This window comes from Pseudomonas sp. LBUM1640 (assembly GCF_059716225.1).
On record NZ_CP166816.1, the window covers coordinates 2,455,913 to 2,471,884 of the forward strand.

14 protein-coding genes, 1 tRNA gene and 2 pseudogenes are annotated in these 15,972 nt (G+C 56.0%); 6 read left to right on the top strand and 11 right to left on the bottom strand.

Going from position 1 to position 15,972, the window contains the following annotated elements; translation table 11 throughout:
• The first annotated feature begins 34 nt into the window (after positions 1–34).
• From ACA065_RS11115 to ACA065_RS11125, 3 genes are all read left to right on the top strand, one after another.
• Positions 35–110 (top strand) — tRNA-Gly (locus ACA065_RS11115).
• Between the two features lie 228 nt (positions 111–338).
• Entirely contained in the window at positions 339–2,165 is a 1,827-nt protein-coding gene (locus ACA065_RS11120; RefSeq protein WP_497694536.1) for a tyrosine-type recombinase/integrase, read from the top strand.
• A 496-nt stretch (positions 2,166–2,661) separates the two neighbouring features.
• Complete coding sequence (locus ACA065_RS11125) at positions 2,662–3,843, top strand: DUF4236 domain-containing protein (RefSeq protein WP_497694537.1); 1,182 nt, start codon at positions 2,662–2,664, stop codon at positions 3,841–3,843.
• 218 nt (positions 3,844–4,061) lie between these two features.
• Here the strand turns inward: ACA065_RS11125 and ACA065_RS11130 are convergent, their stop codons facing one another.
• From ACA065_RS11130 to ACA065_RS11145, 4 genes are all read right to left on the bottom strand, one after another.
• Positions 4,062–4,496: a DUF7256 domain-containing protein gene (locus tag ACA065_RS11130; protein WP_497694538.1), complete on the bottom strand. Its 435-nt coding sequence runs from the start codon at positions 4,494–4,496 to the stop codon at positions 4,062–4,064.
• A 182-nt stretch (positions 4,497–4,678) separates the two neighbouring features.
• On the bottom strand, positions 4,679–4,822 hold the full coding sequence (gene yecR, locus ACA065_RS11135; protein WP_497694539.1) for a YecR family lipoprotein: 144 nt from the start codon (positions 4,820–4,822) through the stop codon (positions 4,679–4,681).
• Positions 4,823–5,044: 222 nt separating this feature from the next.
• Positions 5,045–5,461: a hypothetical protein gene (locus ACA065_RS11140; protein ID WP_497694540.1), complete on the bottom strand. Its 417-nt coding sequence runs from the start codon at positions 5,459–5,461 to the stop codon at positions 5,045–5,047.
• A 42-nt stretch (positions 5,462–5,503) separates the two neighbouring features.
• Entirely contained in the window at positions 5,504–6,112 is a 609-nt protein-coding gene (locus ACA065_RS11145) for a hypothetical protein (protein ID WP_497694541.1), read from the bottom strand.
• A 182-nt stretch (positions 6,113–6,294) separates the two neighbouring features.
• On the opposite strand from ACA065_RS11145, the gene ACA065_RS11150 reads away from it, so the two are divergent.
• Positions 6,295–6,561, top strand: a complete 267-nt coding sequence (locus ACA065_RS11150; protein ID WP_497694542.1) for a transcriptional regulator — start codon at positions 6,295–6,297, stop codon at positions 6,559–6,561.
• 227 nt (positions 6,562–6,788) lie between these two features.
• On the opposite strand, the pseudogene ACA065_RS11155 reads toward ACA065_RS11150, so the two are convergent.
• Positions 6,789–7,004 (bottom strand): annotated as a pseudogene (locus tag ACA065_RS11155) (conjugal transfer protein TraG N-terminal domain-containing protein); the annotation flags it as partial.
• Positions 6,989–7,240, bottom strand: a pseudogene (locus tag ACA065_RS11160) (TraU family protein); the annotation flags it as partial. The pseudogenes ACA065_RS11160 and ACA065_RS11155, both read right to left, overlap by 16 nt.
• A 235-nt stretch (positions 7,241–7,475) precedes the next feature.
• Here ACA065_RS11160 and ACA065_RS11165 point away from each other — a divergent pair.
• The gene (locus tag ACA065_RS11165; RefSeq protein ID WP_497694543.1) at positions 7,476–11,330 is read left to right on the top strand and encodes a hypothetical protein; all 3,855 of its coding nucleotides are present in this window, start codon (positions 7,476–7,478) and stop codon (positions 11,328–11,330) included.
• Positions 11,331–11,516: 186 nt separating this feature from the next.
• On the opposite strand, the gene ACA065_RS11170 is transcribed toward ACA065_RS11165, so the two are convergent.
• The 3 genes from ACA065_RS11170 to ACA065_RS11180 form a co-directional block, all read right to left on the bottom strand.
• Positions 11,517–11,816 (bottom strand): hypothetical protein, encoded by a 300-nt coding sequence (locus ACA065_RS11170; protein ID WP_497694544.1) that lies wholly within the window; start codon positions 11,814–11,816, stop codon positions 11,517–11,519.
• A 224-nt stretch (positions 11,817–12,040) separates the two neighbouring features.
• Positions 12,041–13,060, bottom strand: a complete 1,020-nt coding sequence (locus ACA065_RS11175) for an alpha/beta fold hydrolase (protein WP_497694545.1) — start codon at positions 13,058–13,060, stop codon at positions 12,041–12,043.
• A gap of 349 nt (positions 13,061–13,409) precedes the next feature.
• Positions 13,410–13,595, bottom strand: a complete 186-nt coding sequence (locus ACA065_RS11180) for a hypothetical protein (RefSeq protein ID WP_497694546.1) — start codon at positions 13,593–13,595, stop codon at positions 13,410–13,412.
• A 185-nt stretch (positions 13,596–13,780) separates the two neighbouring features.
• Between ACA065_RS11180 and ACA065_RS11185 the strand changes: the two genes are divergently transcribed.
• On the top strand, positions 13,781–14,620 hold the full coding sequence (locus ACA065_RS11185) for a DNA/RNA non-specific endonuclease (protein ID WP_497694547.1): 840 nt from the start codon (positions 13,781–13,783) through the stop codon (positions 14,618–14,620).
• Positions 14,621–14,711: 91 nt separating this feature from the next.
• Here ACA065_RS11185 and ACA065_RS11190 read toward each other — a convergent pair whose 3' ends face one another.
• On the bottom strand, positions 14,712–15,335 hold the full coding sequence (locus tag ACA065_RS11190) for a glycosyltransferase family 25 protein (RefSeq protein WP_497694548.1): 624 nt from the start codon (positions 15,333–15,335) through the stop codon (positions 14,712–14,714).
• A gap of 182 nt (positions 15,336–15,517) precedes the next feature.
• Complete coding sequence (locus ACA065_RS11195) at positions 15,518–15,844, bottom strand: hypothetical protein (protein WP_497694549.1); 327 nt, start codon at positions 15,842–15,844, stop codon at positions 15,518–15,520.
• Positions 15,845–15,972: the final 128 nt, after the last annotated feature.

Genomic DNA, 15,972 nt, shown 5'->3' on the forward strand with positions numbered 1-15,972 from the left:
TCTGATAATTCTATAGAATGCGCACCACCAAGACGCGGGAATAGCTCAGTTGGTAGAGCACGACCTTGCCAAGGTCGGGGTCGCGAGTTCGAGTCTCGTTTCCCGCTCCAATTATCGATCTACAGAGTTCCATGGAAGTCTGTAAGTCATTGAAAATAGACGCTTAGGCGTCTTTTTTCGTTCCAGTGCGATCCACCGAAAACCACCGGTATCCGGACTTTTTTAGTCCAGAAGTTAGTCCATGAAATCCGGGTGGTCGCGGTGCGGTTTGTTGCTGGAGAGGAGCGTTTGAGGTAACGAGCATCTATCCCTGAATCCTCTATTCAGGAGCTCGTACTATGGCACTCTCAGATGCAGCGGTTCGCCAGGCCAAGGCGACCGGCAAAGACTATACCCTCGGTGATATTGATGGCCTGTCTCTGGCTGTGACGGCCTCGGGTGGGCGTTCGTGGCACTTTCGCTACTGCTGGGCTGGCAAGCAAAAACGCATGTCGTTGGGGACCTATCCCGAAGTCGGTCTGCGGGAGGCCCGCGCTCTGCGGGATGAGGCACGCGCGTTGCTGGCCAAGGGGATCAACCCTCGGGTTCACCGCAAACACACCCGTCATGTCGTCCGGCAGGCGGATCAAAACACGTTCAAAAGCATGTTTGACCGTTGGGTCGCGCACCGGGCCCTGACGCTCAAGGATGGCCGTCAAAGTACCCTGGCTCAAATCCGCCGTATCTTCAACAAGGATGTACTGCCCACCCTGGGTAAGCGATCACTCTTTGAGATCAGGCGCCCGGACTTGCTGGAGGTACTGGCAAGGATCGAACAACGCCGCGCCTTCACCACGGCAGAGAAGTGCCGAACCTGGTTCAACCAGCTGTTTCGTTTCGCCTTGGTGAAAGCATCGGGTCTGGAGCAGAACCCCGCTTCGGACTTGGATGTGGTGGCGGCTCCCAAACCGCCTGTGGCCCATCACCCCTTCTTGCGTATCACCGAGCTTCCGGCGTTGCTGCGCACCTTGCGCGGTTACGGTGGGATGCCTCAAACCCAGCTGGGCATCCGCTTGTTGCTGCTCACGGGGGTGCGGACCGGGGAGCTTCGCTGGGCGACGCCCGACCAATTTGACCTTGATCAGGCGCTGTGGATCATTCCCCCGGAAGTGGTTAAGCAACTGCAGCTGGAAATGCGTAAGGAAGGCAAGCGTTCCCAGGACATTCCTCCCTATATTGTGCCGCTGTCGGTACAGGCGCTGGAGGTGGTGCGTTACCTGCTTCAGCAGATGCGGCCGGCCCAGCGTTACCTGTTGAGCCATCGCAGCGACCTGGGCAAGCGGATCAGCGAAAACACGCTCAACGGTGCGTTACGCCGGATGGGGTACGCCGATCAACTGACTGGGCACGGGATACGGGCGACCCTGTCCACGGTGCTGCATGAAATCGGCTATCCGAAGGTCTGGGTGGATGCGCAGTTGTCCCATGCGGACCCGGACAAGGTCAGCGCCGCCTACAATCATGCCGAATATGTGGAGTTGCGTCGCCGCATGATGCAGGACTGGGCCGATCGCCTGGATCTGCTGGAGCAGGGGCGGGTGGAGGCGGCCAGCACGCATTTGACCATTCGTCTGGAGGGTTCAGCTTTGCCTGCCGAGGGTGCCGAATTGAACCCCTCCGCGTCTTTGAAGGTTCTGGTCATGCCCAGCTCGCCCTCGGCGCCGGTGACTGAGCGGGCGAGTCTGCGGTTATCGGCGGTTCCCCAAACGCCTCAGCCACCTGAGCCGGTGGAGGCCGCACCACCGTCTGCTATCCAGCAGCAACGGCAGGCGATGTTGGACGACTTTGAAGCCCCTCACAATCTTTCAGTTCAGGCGTTCGCCCGGCTGGTGGGCAAATCCCGCGATCAGATCAATCGCGATATCAAGGCACGACGCTTATTGGCGATCAGTCTGGGCAATCGTGGGCATCGGATACCTGACTGGCAGTTGGACCCTGTGCGCCATTCATTGGTCCAGGCTGTGCTGGGGGAGGCGGCCGAGGCGGATAGCTGGACGGTGTACCGGGCGCTGTCGCAGCCCTGTGCGCAATTCAATGGGAGGGTGCCGATCGAAATAGTGTCGCCGAGCAACTTCAATAAAACGTGCAAAACCCTGTGTGTGGCCTTGCAAGACCATCGTGGTTGAGTCAGGGAGCCAAGCGCATTGGGGTCTATCCTGTGGGCTTTGGTGAGGTTGATAGCCTGTGCCGCTGTCGACGTATTTTGTTACAGGGATGCGCCGCAACGTGCCAGGTAGTGCATGGGCAGAGGGGCATGATGGCGATAAGCTGTGATGGTCAATTCAGCAGGTTCAAGGAGCGAAGCACGCTATGAGTCCGGAAGAGCCAGTTACGTTTTTGATCGATGTCATCAAGAGTACGAGTACCACGTATACCCCGTCGATTCGCACGGCAGCCATTGATGGCTTGGGGTATGTGGGAGGGGGTGAGGTGAGGGCGTTTCTGGTTGGGCTGATCAAGTCCACCAACACGCGGTATACCCCTGCGATGCGAGCAGCCGCGGCGGTGGCGCTAGGGCGTGCCGCTCAAGGATAAGCCTGTGCGCGAAGGAAAGTGTCGTCACTGTCGGTTAACCCGGCAGAGACGCCCGCGCTGAGATCCAATAACAAGGAAGATTGTTGAGTGGCTATTCGATTTCGTAAATCTATCAAGTTGGCCCCAGGTGTACGCATGAACCTGAGTGGCTCGGGTGTCGGCTGGACGCTGGGCCCACGCGGCGCGAGCGTCGGTATCAGCAAGCGTGGTGCTCGCCTGAATACCAGCCTGGGTGGGTTCTCCAGCAGCCACCGGCTGACAGGGGGCGCCCGACCCGGTGCGGCCGTTTCACCTGCTGCCTCTACAACGTTGGCGGTGACCTGCGCGGTGGATGATACCGGTCTGCTGACTTTCTGCGATGCTCAGGGTTGTCCTCTCTCAGAGGCGCATGTCGACGCGGTGAAGAAGCAGAACCGGGACGCGATCCTTGGTCTGATCCAGCGCAAATGCGACGAAATCAATCAGGCCATTGATGAATTGGGGCGCCTGCATTGGGATGCACCGGACAGTGCGGTTCGTCCCGTCTTTGTGCCGGACGCCTTCCAAACGCCAGAACCACCCGCACCGCAATTCCGCCAGCCGTCCTGGTGGGATCGGTTGTTCAAAAAACGCGTGCAACGCGTGGCCGCAGCCAATGTGCGGGCCGAGGCCGACTACGTGGCGGCGTACCAGGTCTGGTGTGCGGCGCGGGAGCAATTCAAGACGGCGATGCTCGATCGACAGCAATGGATTGAAGAGCGTATCTACACCCAGCCGGAAGCGATGGCCGCTTGGCTGGAAGAAACGTTGCAGGGCATCGCCTGGCCTCGGGAAACCACAGTGGCATTTGAGGTGCTGGAGGATGGCCGCACGCTCGTGCTGGACGTGGATCTACCGGAAATCGAGGACATGCCCAATCGCACGGCGGATGTGCCCAGTCGTGGCCTCAAACTCTCGGTCAAATACCTGTCAACGACACGTTTGCAGCGGTTGTACATGGCCCATGTCCATGGCATTGCCTTTCGCTTGATTGGCGAATCCTTCGCGGCGCTGCCGTTGGCGGAAACGGTGGTGCTATCTGGCTACTCACAACGGCGTGACCCCGCAACCGGGCGCTTACGCGATGACTACCTGTACTCCGTCAAGGTGAGTCGCGACGACTGGGACAAGGTGGATTTCACTCAACTGCCTTCGATCGATGTGATCGAGGCGTTGGGGGTATTCGAGCTGCGCCGTCAAATGACCAAGACCGGAGTGTTCAAGCCGATTGAGCCATTCGTGGTGCAATAGCGTCGGAGAACCTGCAAGGTTGTTTTGAGAACAGAGTCCATTGAGTCTGCAAGTTGTCGTTTGAGGATGGCGACCGCGTTGTTCAAAACAACGCGTGCATCGGGTGGCAGCGGCCATGCGCTGGCTTCTCCCGGAATCGCTTCAATGGCCTGTGCTGGGGCGTGACCGGTTCGGTTAGTCAAGCGTGTAGGTCACCAATGTGCTTCAGGCAGAAGAGGTCAAGGGTGGTGGTGACCGCCGTCGCCCTCCAGACACAAGCGCCGAATACGGCTATGGTAGACCTGCACATAGAGGTGATGGCCGTCACTGGTGCGCATGTAATGCACATCACGCCGCGGGCCTGACACGGATTCCAGGCGGCGCAGTGCGGGTTGTCGCGTCTGTGCGGAGGTCAGGGGTAAATTTATATGCAGATTTTCCACGCGGCAGCGCATGGAAAAATGGCCGTAGAAGCAAACCGATACTAATCGCGCATCCGCTCCGATACGCGCCATGAACCCGTCCAGATGTTGAGCGGGTCGCCACCAGCCATCGTCTTTTGCGCGTGGTGGCAACCAGGCCTCCCCGAGTGCCGTCTGCAGCTGCTCAAGGGAATCGCCGGGACGCAACACGGCGAGACGGGCGCAATCGAGGCGAGGAGTGGGGCGGGACATTGTGTGACGGGAAGCACGAAGGTGTGTGAGCGAGGTATCAAAAGGGTGTTTTGACTGCGCCCGTCGTGCAATAGGAATTTGATGAAATGTGCGGGCGGAAGGGCTGATCGCGACATGTGCGCTTTTCGTTGGGCCGGGGGATATGATCACCTTCCGGCCCGCCGTGACACCTTGGTCCGGTGTCACGCTTTGCAGCGGTAGTCTTGTATGGCAGTGGTCTCCAGGCAATGGAGTTGCCCCATGGTGCGGCATACGGATTTTTCTTCGCCAGAGGGCTCTGCGCGCTTGTAGTCCCAAAATTGGCAGCGCCCCGTGGCGATCGCCAAACCTTGGGACTCCCTGCTTTGGCCGTACTCAAACGGCCCCTGTTGATAGGACAGGACTGCCGCCGGTGGCTTCCCAATATTTCGGTGTTGCGCAGCCTGAAAGGAGCAGCATGGCAGGTGGAATGGCGGCGATGATGGACTTCATTGTCGAGGAGGGTCCTTATGGGTAAAAGTGACTTTTGTAAGCGGCATTTTTTGTTCTTCTAGAGCCGCGTAGTCAGCCTACAGCGGCCCAAACTTGACCGATTTGCAGCCATTGGACAGCAACAATTTGCCATCATCCGCCTCGAACTCGACGACCTTCTTGTCTTGGTCGACGGTGACCGAAATGATGCAGCGATTAGGGTTGTTTACCGTTGCCCAATAGTCGGTATGCACCATCACGTTGCCCTGCATTTCCGAGCTTCGTGACACCACTTCATTGCTGTTGTAGGAGGTGTCCCGGTACCACTGCATCACGACCTGTTTGCCGTCCGCGGTACGATCCATTTTCTGCGGCGGACCAAAGAAATCGATGGCGTCCTGCGCCGGACGGCCCTTCCATTGGCTGCGCGCGTACATTTCCGGGACGTTGTCGAAGCTCACGCAGCCGGTCTGCAGCAGCACTATTGCCAAGGCCAATGCGCCTTTGTATTTCATGTCGATCACTCATTGCTCGAAGGTGCCTATTGGCGCCGAGGGTCATTTTTTCTCGGGTGCACCCAAGAGGAAGTTGAGGTCGCGCATCACGTCCGCGGTGCTGCTCTTGGTGGCCTCAATACGGATCGGCTGGTTGCCCGGCAACTGGTTGAACAATCCCTGCTGTGTGATCGCCACTAGTTGTACATTATCGATGGAGCCAACACCCATCGGCATCATGGCGTTGGACTTGCGTTTGTCCGGGGCGCAGGCGAAATCATAGCCGCGCTCCAGCCAGCTCTTGGGTACCGGAACCCAGCGTTTAGGTGCAGGCAGCACTGTAGTGGCACCGGCGCGCAGATAGGCGGTGGCCGTGTTCACCCTGAGTTGTCGCTCAGGGCAACGCAGCTCAAGCGTGTAACTGACGTAGTTGGGGCTGTTGGGGCTTTCAAACACTTGCATGACGTTCAGCAGCGTATTGCCTGGGTGTTCTTTTACCGCTTTCACGGACTGGGCATCGGCGAAGAACAGATCTCTGTTGGGGGTGTCGCCGGTGCCGAAGATCATCCACCAGTCGGTGGCCAAGGCGGGTGCTGCGCTTAACGACAAGAGGGCGAAAGATGAGCAAGCGAGCAGGCGCTTGCGCAAGCTTGTAGTGTTTTTATTGCGCATGGTCGATCTGATTCCTGGGCTAGTAGAGATGTGGGGGCTCAATTCCGGAAGGTTGGTGAGCTGCGACATCCTAGTTAGCGCCATCCATGCACTTCAATTACGTAGACGCAATCAAGACGGCTCCTGCGAATCGATGAGCATGATCTGTAGGAGATGTCTTTCAATGGCGAGCGGCGAGCGAAATGGCCGCCATTGGGGGCGTCAGCATCAATACACAGTTTCGTTACGAGAACGGTGAACGCACTCCCCGGATCCAGTACCTGATGGCCGTCGCCGCTCGGGGCGTGGATGTGTTTTATCTGCTGACGGGGCGTCGAGTGCTGTTGTGCACTGATAACCTCGACAGTCAGGCGTCCGATGTGCTGACGGCTTATAGGGCGATGCCTGAGGAAGATCAGGCGGCCTTGCGTCGAATTGCGACGGCGTGTGCGCAAATGGGCAGCGATTGAGTCAAGCGCCTGTGAGTGCTTGAAGAGGAGAAACGCGACAACCTCCCGTTTGGGGGAAGTTGTCGCGTACGTTGCCTGATAGCGTGTGATTACTGAAAGAGCTTCATCGCGCCGACCAAGATACCCACAGCGGCAGAGAACATCATGCCCATGCGGATCAAGAGTTTGGTCTCTTGCTGAGCCATCTCGGATTTGAATTGAGCCATCTGCATTTCGGGTCGGTAGCGCAACGTCGGCCGCTTCATGAACAACCGGGCCCGCGCTGGGCCGTAGCAGGCGTGACTGAAATCGGCCACTTCCTGGGCCAGTAAGGGATCGCGGATCCGCGTGGCGTCGATGTCCATGCGCATCTGCCGCAGGTCGGTACCACAGGGGATGGCTGCCACCGCCGCGCCGGTGATGGCCTTGGACAGCGAGTGCATAAAGAACCACCAGGCGGGTAGCTCGACACCACCGCATCAGGAACGTAATGCCGGACCTTGGGCGAGGTGCGCACCGAGCAACCGAAGTTGGTGCAGAACAGCCAGTAGCAGACCCCGACGACGCGGAAGTTCAAACAGTCGGGCGAAGCGATCGAGGCAGTGATCTGCGCACTGTTGAGGGCCAGGGCGGAAAGGGGCATGCCGAGCAGTCCTGCGAGCAGGCCTCGGCGGAGGTGAGACAGAGGGAAGGCAGTCATGACGTAATCCTGCAAACGTGAGTGCCTGCAGTGGATCAGCCTGACGAGGCGGGTGCCTCAAACCATGGGGTCGTGGGGATATCCGTATTTATGAGCGTGGTATTTGTGAGGTGATGCATAGGTATGCCGCCCAGCTGAGAACAATCGATATCGTACAGAAGCTTGATACGGGGCAAATCCCTTGCAACGGCGACTCCCTACTCACTAATGATTGAACGAAGGCGCAGGACAGTCAATGAATGACAATGACTCAATTAGCCTGAAGCGTCTTGAACAAATCGCTTCTGGAGATATGTTCGACAGTTGGCTAATTCAGACTCTTGAGACAGCTTCAATGGCTGCCACGGATGCAGTTCTGGTTACCCGCGATTATCGGATACCTGTGGCGTTTAGTATTTATGAAAGCGAAAAGAATGAATCAGAAGACTCGCTTATTGCTCATGAGGTTCAAGAATACTCCCTCTGGTCGGCCATCAATGGGGCATTGGGGTGGCCGACAAGCAAGGAACTGATGACCAATAGTCGTTTAAAGACCAGCATTCGCTATCCCGAATTCATCAGCAGCGCCGCGAGCATGCTAAACAAGGATAATCTATTCAATTACCTCCGTGAGCAGTTAGAGCGTGCGCCATTATCAGGTCGATCCCCTCCTGCCATTGAGGAGCCTGTAGCATCGGGGCATATATTCAGTAAGTCCACGCAGACACTTTCCATGGCTGGCATAAAACTGCGCAATCAGGATATCTATATAAAATTGTCCGGACGTGGCGAGAGCGTCGTTGATGACTTATATATCAGCATCTACAAAAAACATGCCAACCATACTGAGTGGCTTTGCGCTGTCGCTACTCATGTCAATCGCTCGATGACTTTCCTGCGTATTAACTCAGCGCAGGATGATGATCCAACTTGCACAGCCACGACCTGCCCCGTAGCGACGGCTATCAGTGAGCATGATATTTGGGTCAGTCATTTGGCAGGAGAGGACACATCAATCACCGTCACACTGGTAGACCGATGGCAGTTACTGTCAATCAATATCAGTGTTCCGGCGGCTTTGTCGGAAAGTAAGCAACTCGAAGTCACGGTCCGCACTTCGACCGGTAGAGTCACTCGCTACCCTATTACAGTTCCTCCGAAGTTTCACGGAGCACAGGATTGGCCATTCTATGTGGCAACCTACATCAATCATCGGGTCGATGGTCTTGCATACGGCATATTGCAGGACAATGGAACGATCGTTGCTACACGACCAGCCAACGGCTATCGGATCTTTGCCTGGCATGACTCCGAGATCAATGGCGTTGACTTCAAGGTCGTGGAAAAACCCCTGGCTCAGTGGTTGAATCCCGGAAACCATCGCTTCCCTACTGCCCAGATAGAAGCAGACAGTGTCCCGACAGCCACGCCGGACGAGGTGCCGACACTGAGTATATGGGAAGCATTGAACCAAGCTGATGGCAAGACGCTGGACGCTCGTCCATACCTTGAGCAATTGATTCGACGTTGTCTGGCCAGTGCGGGACTGGACAGCGGTTCCCTCGAGAAGGTCCAGTTCACCGATACCTTGGTGTTCAAGTACGTTGAGGGCAACACCGGGTTTGTTTATGCCGCAGGCGCGGCCTCTGCCCACTTAAAAAGTCATAAACTCTTCACTGTCCTGCAAGTCGCACTGGGAGAGCCGGAACGGCAAAGAAGCGTCTGGGAGCGCGAGATCGACGTCTATTCGAAGAGTGGCCTGATCAATAAGAAGATGATCGAGGTCATCAAGTCGATTCGGGACAAGCTATCTGATGAGTTTTACAAAGATCTTGAAAAACTCTCAAGCGAAGCTGAGTTCAAAAAAGTATTCGCGACCACCTGCCAATCCATTGCGATGGCTCGGGTGGCTGTGTACTTTGACTCACAGCCAACATCGGCAGAGTTTAGTGGGGTGGCGGCCGATTATCTGGTCGCAGACCTCGCCCCTCAATTGGTGTTGCTCAATCACGAAGTAGTCCCGTCACTTATTGCACTGACCAGAGGCTCAGATACAGCGCTACTGGTTTCCCTTAATCCGGCTCTGCCAAACGCCACTACGGTGTTTGACTGGAACTCAAGTCAGGGTTCCGATACCTATCTTAAAAGGCTCCTCAGCTTTATCGAGCCGCACCTGTCCTTATCACAACAATTGCTGTTGACGATTGACGATCTGCGAACATGGCGCGTACGCATTATGACAACCTCGCGCTTTGTCGTCAGGCCCAGACTGAGCTTCCAGTTCACGCCAAACTGGGAAGCTTCATTGCGATTGCAGGCCATTGTGCAAGCAAAATCAGACATGAACTTCCTGGTTTTTACCAGCAGAGAGCAGTACGTCGCGTCCAGACTGCGCTTGCGTCAGACCGCTTTGCGAGCAGTATCGGCCATGGTTGCAATTTTGCTGCCACCCACACTTGGAGTCAGTGCCTTGGTTGTCAACACCCTGACACAGGTCACTATCAACAGCATCGGGCTGTGGTCAAGCGTGGAGTTGGCGAACAATGCTGATCGCAGCACTGATTACGAACGCTACATCAAAGAAGGGAAACTTGGGGCATTGCTTCTGGCCGCTGAGTTGATTGGCGATGCCAATAGTCTCAAAGCACCTGTCGGCCGATTGATCAGGCAAATCAGCGGTCTCGCTCGTACGGCAATACCCGCAATCATCGATAAGAATAAGCCCGTCCCCCCTCTTTCCGAAGACCTGGTGACGGTAGGGCTTTATTTCCAACCGACATCCAATGTGTTGGCGCCACTTGTAGCTGACCTTGTTCGATGTTTTGAACGCTCCGAATCTCAGTTGGCAATTACAGGCTGGGTCAAATGGCCTCACGGCAATGCCTACGACGCATCGTCCTTAGCCAAATCGGTGATGGAGGCCGATGGTTGGGTAGTCGAGGTGCTGGGTGTACTGATGTTTGACCATCCCAGCAGCGAGCTACCCGCACACCACTTTGCATTGCTGGCTAAAAAGTCTGGAACACAGATTGTCGTTGATCTAACGATGCCGCAATACGGTTCATCTAACGTGCGTCGAGCCTATGCGGGCAGCTTGGTAGATTGGGCGTCTCGTTTTGCAACGCTAGAGAAGAATGCAACCCGTGTGCTTTTATACAAACGCTACACCTCTTCGGTTGCCGCCAGCGATGACATGGGGGGCTGGGCACGTAGTGGGGTCGCGGGAGGGAGCCGCTTCATAGACAGCGCCAGTTACACCGTGGTGCATTTTCCCGCTTCGTTCGCAGGCAGTGTTGATAAGCAACTTAACAGACTGTGGGCGAGTTTGAATTCCGCACCCGGTACGAGTGCATCACAAACAAAAACGGACTCGCTCAAGCAAGTCAGCCACTTGGTGACGTTACGCTCCAGCAAGGAAAATGAGCTGCGTCAGCGTATAGGGTTTGCGCAGGTAACTGCGCTGAGAAAGTTTTTGCTCGAGAGGCACCATAACGCTACTCAAACGGCGGCCCAGCTACAGCTCAAGGTTGAAGCGGACATTGAAGTTGAGGGCGTTAACGTTGAGCGCGTTACTAAGCATCTGAACGCCTTAAAGCTGTCAACGCTCGTGCCGCCGAGCCCGCCTGACCCTCAAGCGTTAGCCAGTGCGGTAGCGTGGCTAGTTGCGAGCAGCTTGGCAACCCGAAGCAACAGCGATGTAATTGCGCGAGTTGTGCAAGCGTACGTAACCGGCAGTTCCAAAACGTTTGCATTCTACAATCGCGCAGCAATCAGTGTGCTTCATTCAGAGCTGATAACAGATCCAGACAACTTGGCGGCGCCTACGTTGCGACCCGACAAATTGCCTGCGGCCATCAGCAGTCGCGGTTTGCAGGATTTTTACTTGAAGCAGATAGAGAATGCTGCAGCGACTGAGCGCGGCGAGCGTCTTTTCGCAATAGTTGTGTGTTGTCAGGTTTACGAAAAAGGTAACGAGCTATTGGCAAGAATGCTGTACGTCATCGAGACTCTGCGCCAACAACGATTTGTGAAATTGACTGTTTCACACGAACAGAATCTTGCGGGTATTACTGTGGCGGCAGCGAATCCTTCAAGAACCTCCTCGACGTAATGAGCATTGCTCAGTCACGCGTGTAGGTGTGTCATTACAGGGAGGCTCGCCCCCAAGGGGACAGAACCCCGTTGCGCCTGGCGAGGCGGGTGCCTCAAACAATGGGATGGAGCGCGGTTGCGTATTGATTGGACGTGTCGCCGGTGGGGCGATATAGGCCTGCACCGGAGACAAGGGGGCGACTGTTTATTTCGTGCAGGTCAGCCGCGAATACTTCGGTGGATCCAGCAGGAAACCTGGCGACATGTAGGTTGCACAGTTGAATTTTCGCCCCTTGGCAGTGGTGGCTTCATAGGTCAGGTCGGCGCCGCCCAGAAAGTCAGGCTCGCCTTTTTTCACCGGCCCCATGGTCAGCTCGTCCGTAGAGGCCAGACCCAGCGTTTTGGCCGTCACTTTGTGCATCTGCAGCACATTGGGGTTGGTAGCGCAGCCCGTCAAGGCAGTGGTCAGCACCAACAAGGCAGCAGCGGCGAAGGTTCTTGTCATTGTCACGATGTCTTAGATTTTCGTAGTGGCAGCAAGGTCGCTTCTCACCCGCCGTAAGGTCTAATCACGGCATGTGCAAGGCCTATTCCTTACGGCGTCGGAGTCTAAGGAGGGAGGGGGAGCCTGAGTAGAGTGGCTTTTTTTTGCCTGAAATTTGACGAAAGAGCCAGCGGTGTTTATTTGTTTCTACGGAAAGTCACTGAAACTCAGGGCCGTTAGATACGTTATCGAAACTGTCTACTCTGTAGCCAGGTGCTTATGGCTTCAACGAGTTCTGTCTTGCACTCCACCGGCAGCCAATGCCCGCCGGGTAGGCTCGTCACGGTGAGATCTGCGCAAGCCGCCCGCATTGGATCGCCCAACTGATTGCCTTTGATGCTATTCATCGGGTCGTAATCGCCGTTCACAAACAGTACGGGCAAGGACAAGCGCCCGCCATTGGGCGCTCGATGGGCATAATCGATGTTGGCATCGTCGTTTAGATACCACGCGCAGGGCGCGCGGAAACCGTGCTTCTCAAACGTGCGCACCAGTGCAGCGAAGTCCGCCTCCGGCCAGAGCGCGAGGTCTGGACGGGTGGGGGGAGCACGGTGCGCTTGGCCAAACCGGCCCCCTTTGCTGGTCACTTCGGCATTTGATGCAACCTTGGCGATGTTCGCAGGGTCGCCTCGTCGATAGATCGACGCCAGCGATGCGGCTTTGTCTGCATCAAGATCAGCAACGGCGGACGCAAAATGGGTGTTGTAGTAGCGGTAATAGTCCCATTGACCATCTGGGTACTGGTCCGCTGGGTAGATCGCTCGGTCAATCAGCGGGACAAGCGTCGCCAGCGCGTTCGTGGTGGGGAAGTAAGGGACCGAAATCAGCACAACCCCGCGACTGCGCAGAGGTTCATGAGCGACCCATTCACCTGCCACAACGCTGCCCCAATCGTGGCCCACCCAAATGGCGGGCATTCCACCGAGATGGTCGTGAAGTTCTGCCATGTCTGCCACGATATTTTCAATCGTGTACGCACTGATGGCTGCTGGCGCAGAAGAGGCACCATAGCCGCGCATGTCGGGTGCCACGCAGTGCCAGCCTTCGGCAGCGAACGCTTCCATCTGCGCGCGCCAGATCAGACTGAGCTCCGGCCAACCGTGCAGGAACATCATCAATGGCCCATCGGCAGGTCCCGACTCTACATAGTGCGTCGTATGACGTGGCGTGCTGAAGACACGTGAAGTCAGCTTGGAAGTGGACAAAGGCTCTCCTCATGCTACGCCGGCTGATAGGCGCGAAGTGGCAGACCTATACTGAGCCGTACGCTTCGTGGTGTGTTCCCCTATGACAATGCCTTCATGTCATACAGGCACGACGTTGAACTGTAGGTCACCTCAGGTGCTTTAGCATGGCCGGCCACGTATTTTCAGGTGGGCACCCTTACCCTTTAGCGCAGGGTCGGGCAGGTGAGTTTGCCGGGCGCCTGCCAAATGAGCTTCCGGGTGGGTGTTGAGCCGGCACTCCCCATCGAACAGCCACCTTGCCACGCGATGCCGACCACAATCCTCACAGGCTTACCGAGTCGGTGATGTGTCAGCCATCTCGCGAATTTTACGGTTGCCTGGCCGTGATGAGGTCTTTGAAATAGACAAGCTCGGGGTCGTGCTCATCCAGGTTCTCGATTTGCCCGCTGGGCACAAACTGCGCCTTCGCAAGCAATGCGCCGGCGACCGCGATCAATCGTTGTTCCAGTGCTTCAGCCTCAGAAAGACTGGTGCCATTGTTGATCACCTGCAACGGTTTGGCGCGCTTGTTCGGAATGGGCGCTAGTTTCAGCGCTCGGCTGAGATGAACCCAATAAACGTCGGAACGTTATTTTGCAATGTTTAAAGTGGTTTAATGTTTATGTCGACTCGCGATGGAACCGCAGCAGTCGGCTCGGCATTTGCCGTTGTCATTGACTCACCCCAAGGAGCTACACCATGCAAGGACGTATGCAGTTAAAGCACCTGGCATTTCTGCTGATTCCGCTCGTTGCGGCTTGTACTACACCCGATAGAACGCGTGAATCCGCAGTCTCTACCCAGCCCCAGCAGGCATTGCTGTTCGACAACTGCTCAGTGGGTTGCCCGACCGGCGGAAGCCCGCTGACGCTGAACCGCCAGGCGTATACGCTGAACAACAATGGCTCGACCAAATTTGCCAACTGGGTCTCGTACAAAATCACCAAGGACACACCGGCCAGCGGTCGCCCCCGCGACTGGCAGACCGACCCGGATATTCCCGCCGGCGAAACCCTCGACCCGGTGGATTACAACGGCGCGAATGTCGCGCTCAAAGTCGACCGCGGCCATCAGGCCAATCTTGCTTCGATGGCGGGCGTTCCTGACTGGCACACCCTCAATTACTTGTCGAACATCACCCCGCAGAAGGCCGATCTCAACCAAGGGCCTTGGGCGCACCTTGAAGACCAGGAGCGCAACCTCAGCAAACAGTCAGGCATTGATCAGGTGTACGTCACCACGGGGCCACTGTATGAGCATTTTGTGGGCACGCTTCCGGGTACAAACAAGGTTCACACGATTCCCAGTGGTTACTGGAAAATTATCTTTGTGGGCCGTTCACCTGAAAGCGGTGTTTATGCTTCGTTTGTGATGAATCAGGAAACGCCGAAGGGGGCGAACTTCTGTGACTATCAGGTGCCGGTGAACCAGATCGAGGTGCGCTCGGGGCTGACGTTCTGGAGCAATTTGCCGCCATCGGTGCAGGTCGCGCTGAAGGCGAAGCAGGGCCAGTTACTGAGCCGGCTCGGCTGTAAGTAGCGGTAGATAGGGGGCTTTAGCCGTCGATCAATATTGACGGCTAATGCCACTCGATTTCTGGGCGGGGATCCCGATGAGCGTATAACTGCAGCTAGAAATCCTTTCTGATTAATGTTTTTCCAAGATTCCGAAAGATTTCTTGATATTGCCTTTTCCAATTACGTTCCCAAAAATCAACAGTGGCGCCTGAACTTATATCGCTTGGGTTTATTTCCTCAGGCTGTTGTTGGCAGATCATCGGGAATGCGCAATACGCCTTGAAGTGTTTAGAGTAGAGCCTGTCTATGGGATGGTCGAAGTATTCAAATGTGAGTAGTTTTTTGCAAGCAGCACTGGAAAGGATATACGCGTGAGTGCCTTTGGCCCTGCATCGTGTGATATTTAAGTTCCACGTCAGCCACATGGTGCCCAGCGTAACGCCAAGGTAAAACAGGTCGGGCTGTCTTGTGGACAAAAACTGGTTGATACGTTGCACTGTCGAGCTTTTAACCCCTACCAGCGTGGCGTCATCTTCCAGGATCAGGACGTTTTTGTAGCCGCGTTCAAGCGCCAATGCCGCGCACGCCTGATGAGAAGTGAAGCACCCGCGTTCAGGGTTGATATCTCGTTTTGCAATATAAAACTCAATATTCAAGTTGCAGTCTGCAAATTCACTTTGGAGTAAAGCGCGGCGGTCTTCGCGCTCTTCAAGACTGATGCACAGTACACCGTCCACGTGCAATGTTCCGAGAGATGACATGGTAGCGATCACGGCCTTTTAAACTTATAAAGTGAGTCGGTGATCAATGCTATGTTTTGACGCGGTCATCGTATGTAGGGAAGTTCGCAAGAACTGTCGATAACTGTGGTGGGAATTTTCCTGTGTGCCCGCTGTTGCTCTTTGCCGGCTGCGGGTTATTACCGGCCGTTTTCCCGAGCCTCTCTGAGCAAGTCGCGTGCTGCATCCGCGCGCAATAGCAGGGTCATTTGCCTCTCGTCGATGATGATTTCCGCCACGATCAATCCACAAATCATCGGGGCGGTCACCAGCCAATGACAGTAGCACTGGGTCGTGACTGACACGGCGACGCCCACCACCCACAACACCAGCACCCACTTGGGGGCGCGTTGCTGCAGCGGGACCCAGTAGCGCTGTAGTTTTTTGAGCCGCACGGTATGCAGCCGCAGCGCGTCTTCAAGGGTTGATAAGTAGGCGTTGACAAAGTGTTGTTGTGCAGTTGACATAGGTCCAGGCCACGTAGGTTGCTAAACGATCCGGGCGCGCTTGGGCAGCGCACTTCCCAGCCAGGCCAGGTTGACGTGTTCAACTTCTACCCAGTGCTCGCCGGCAGGTTGTTCACCACAGCTCTTGA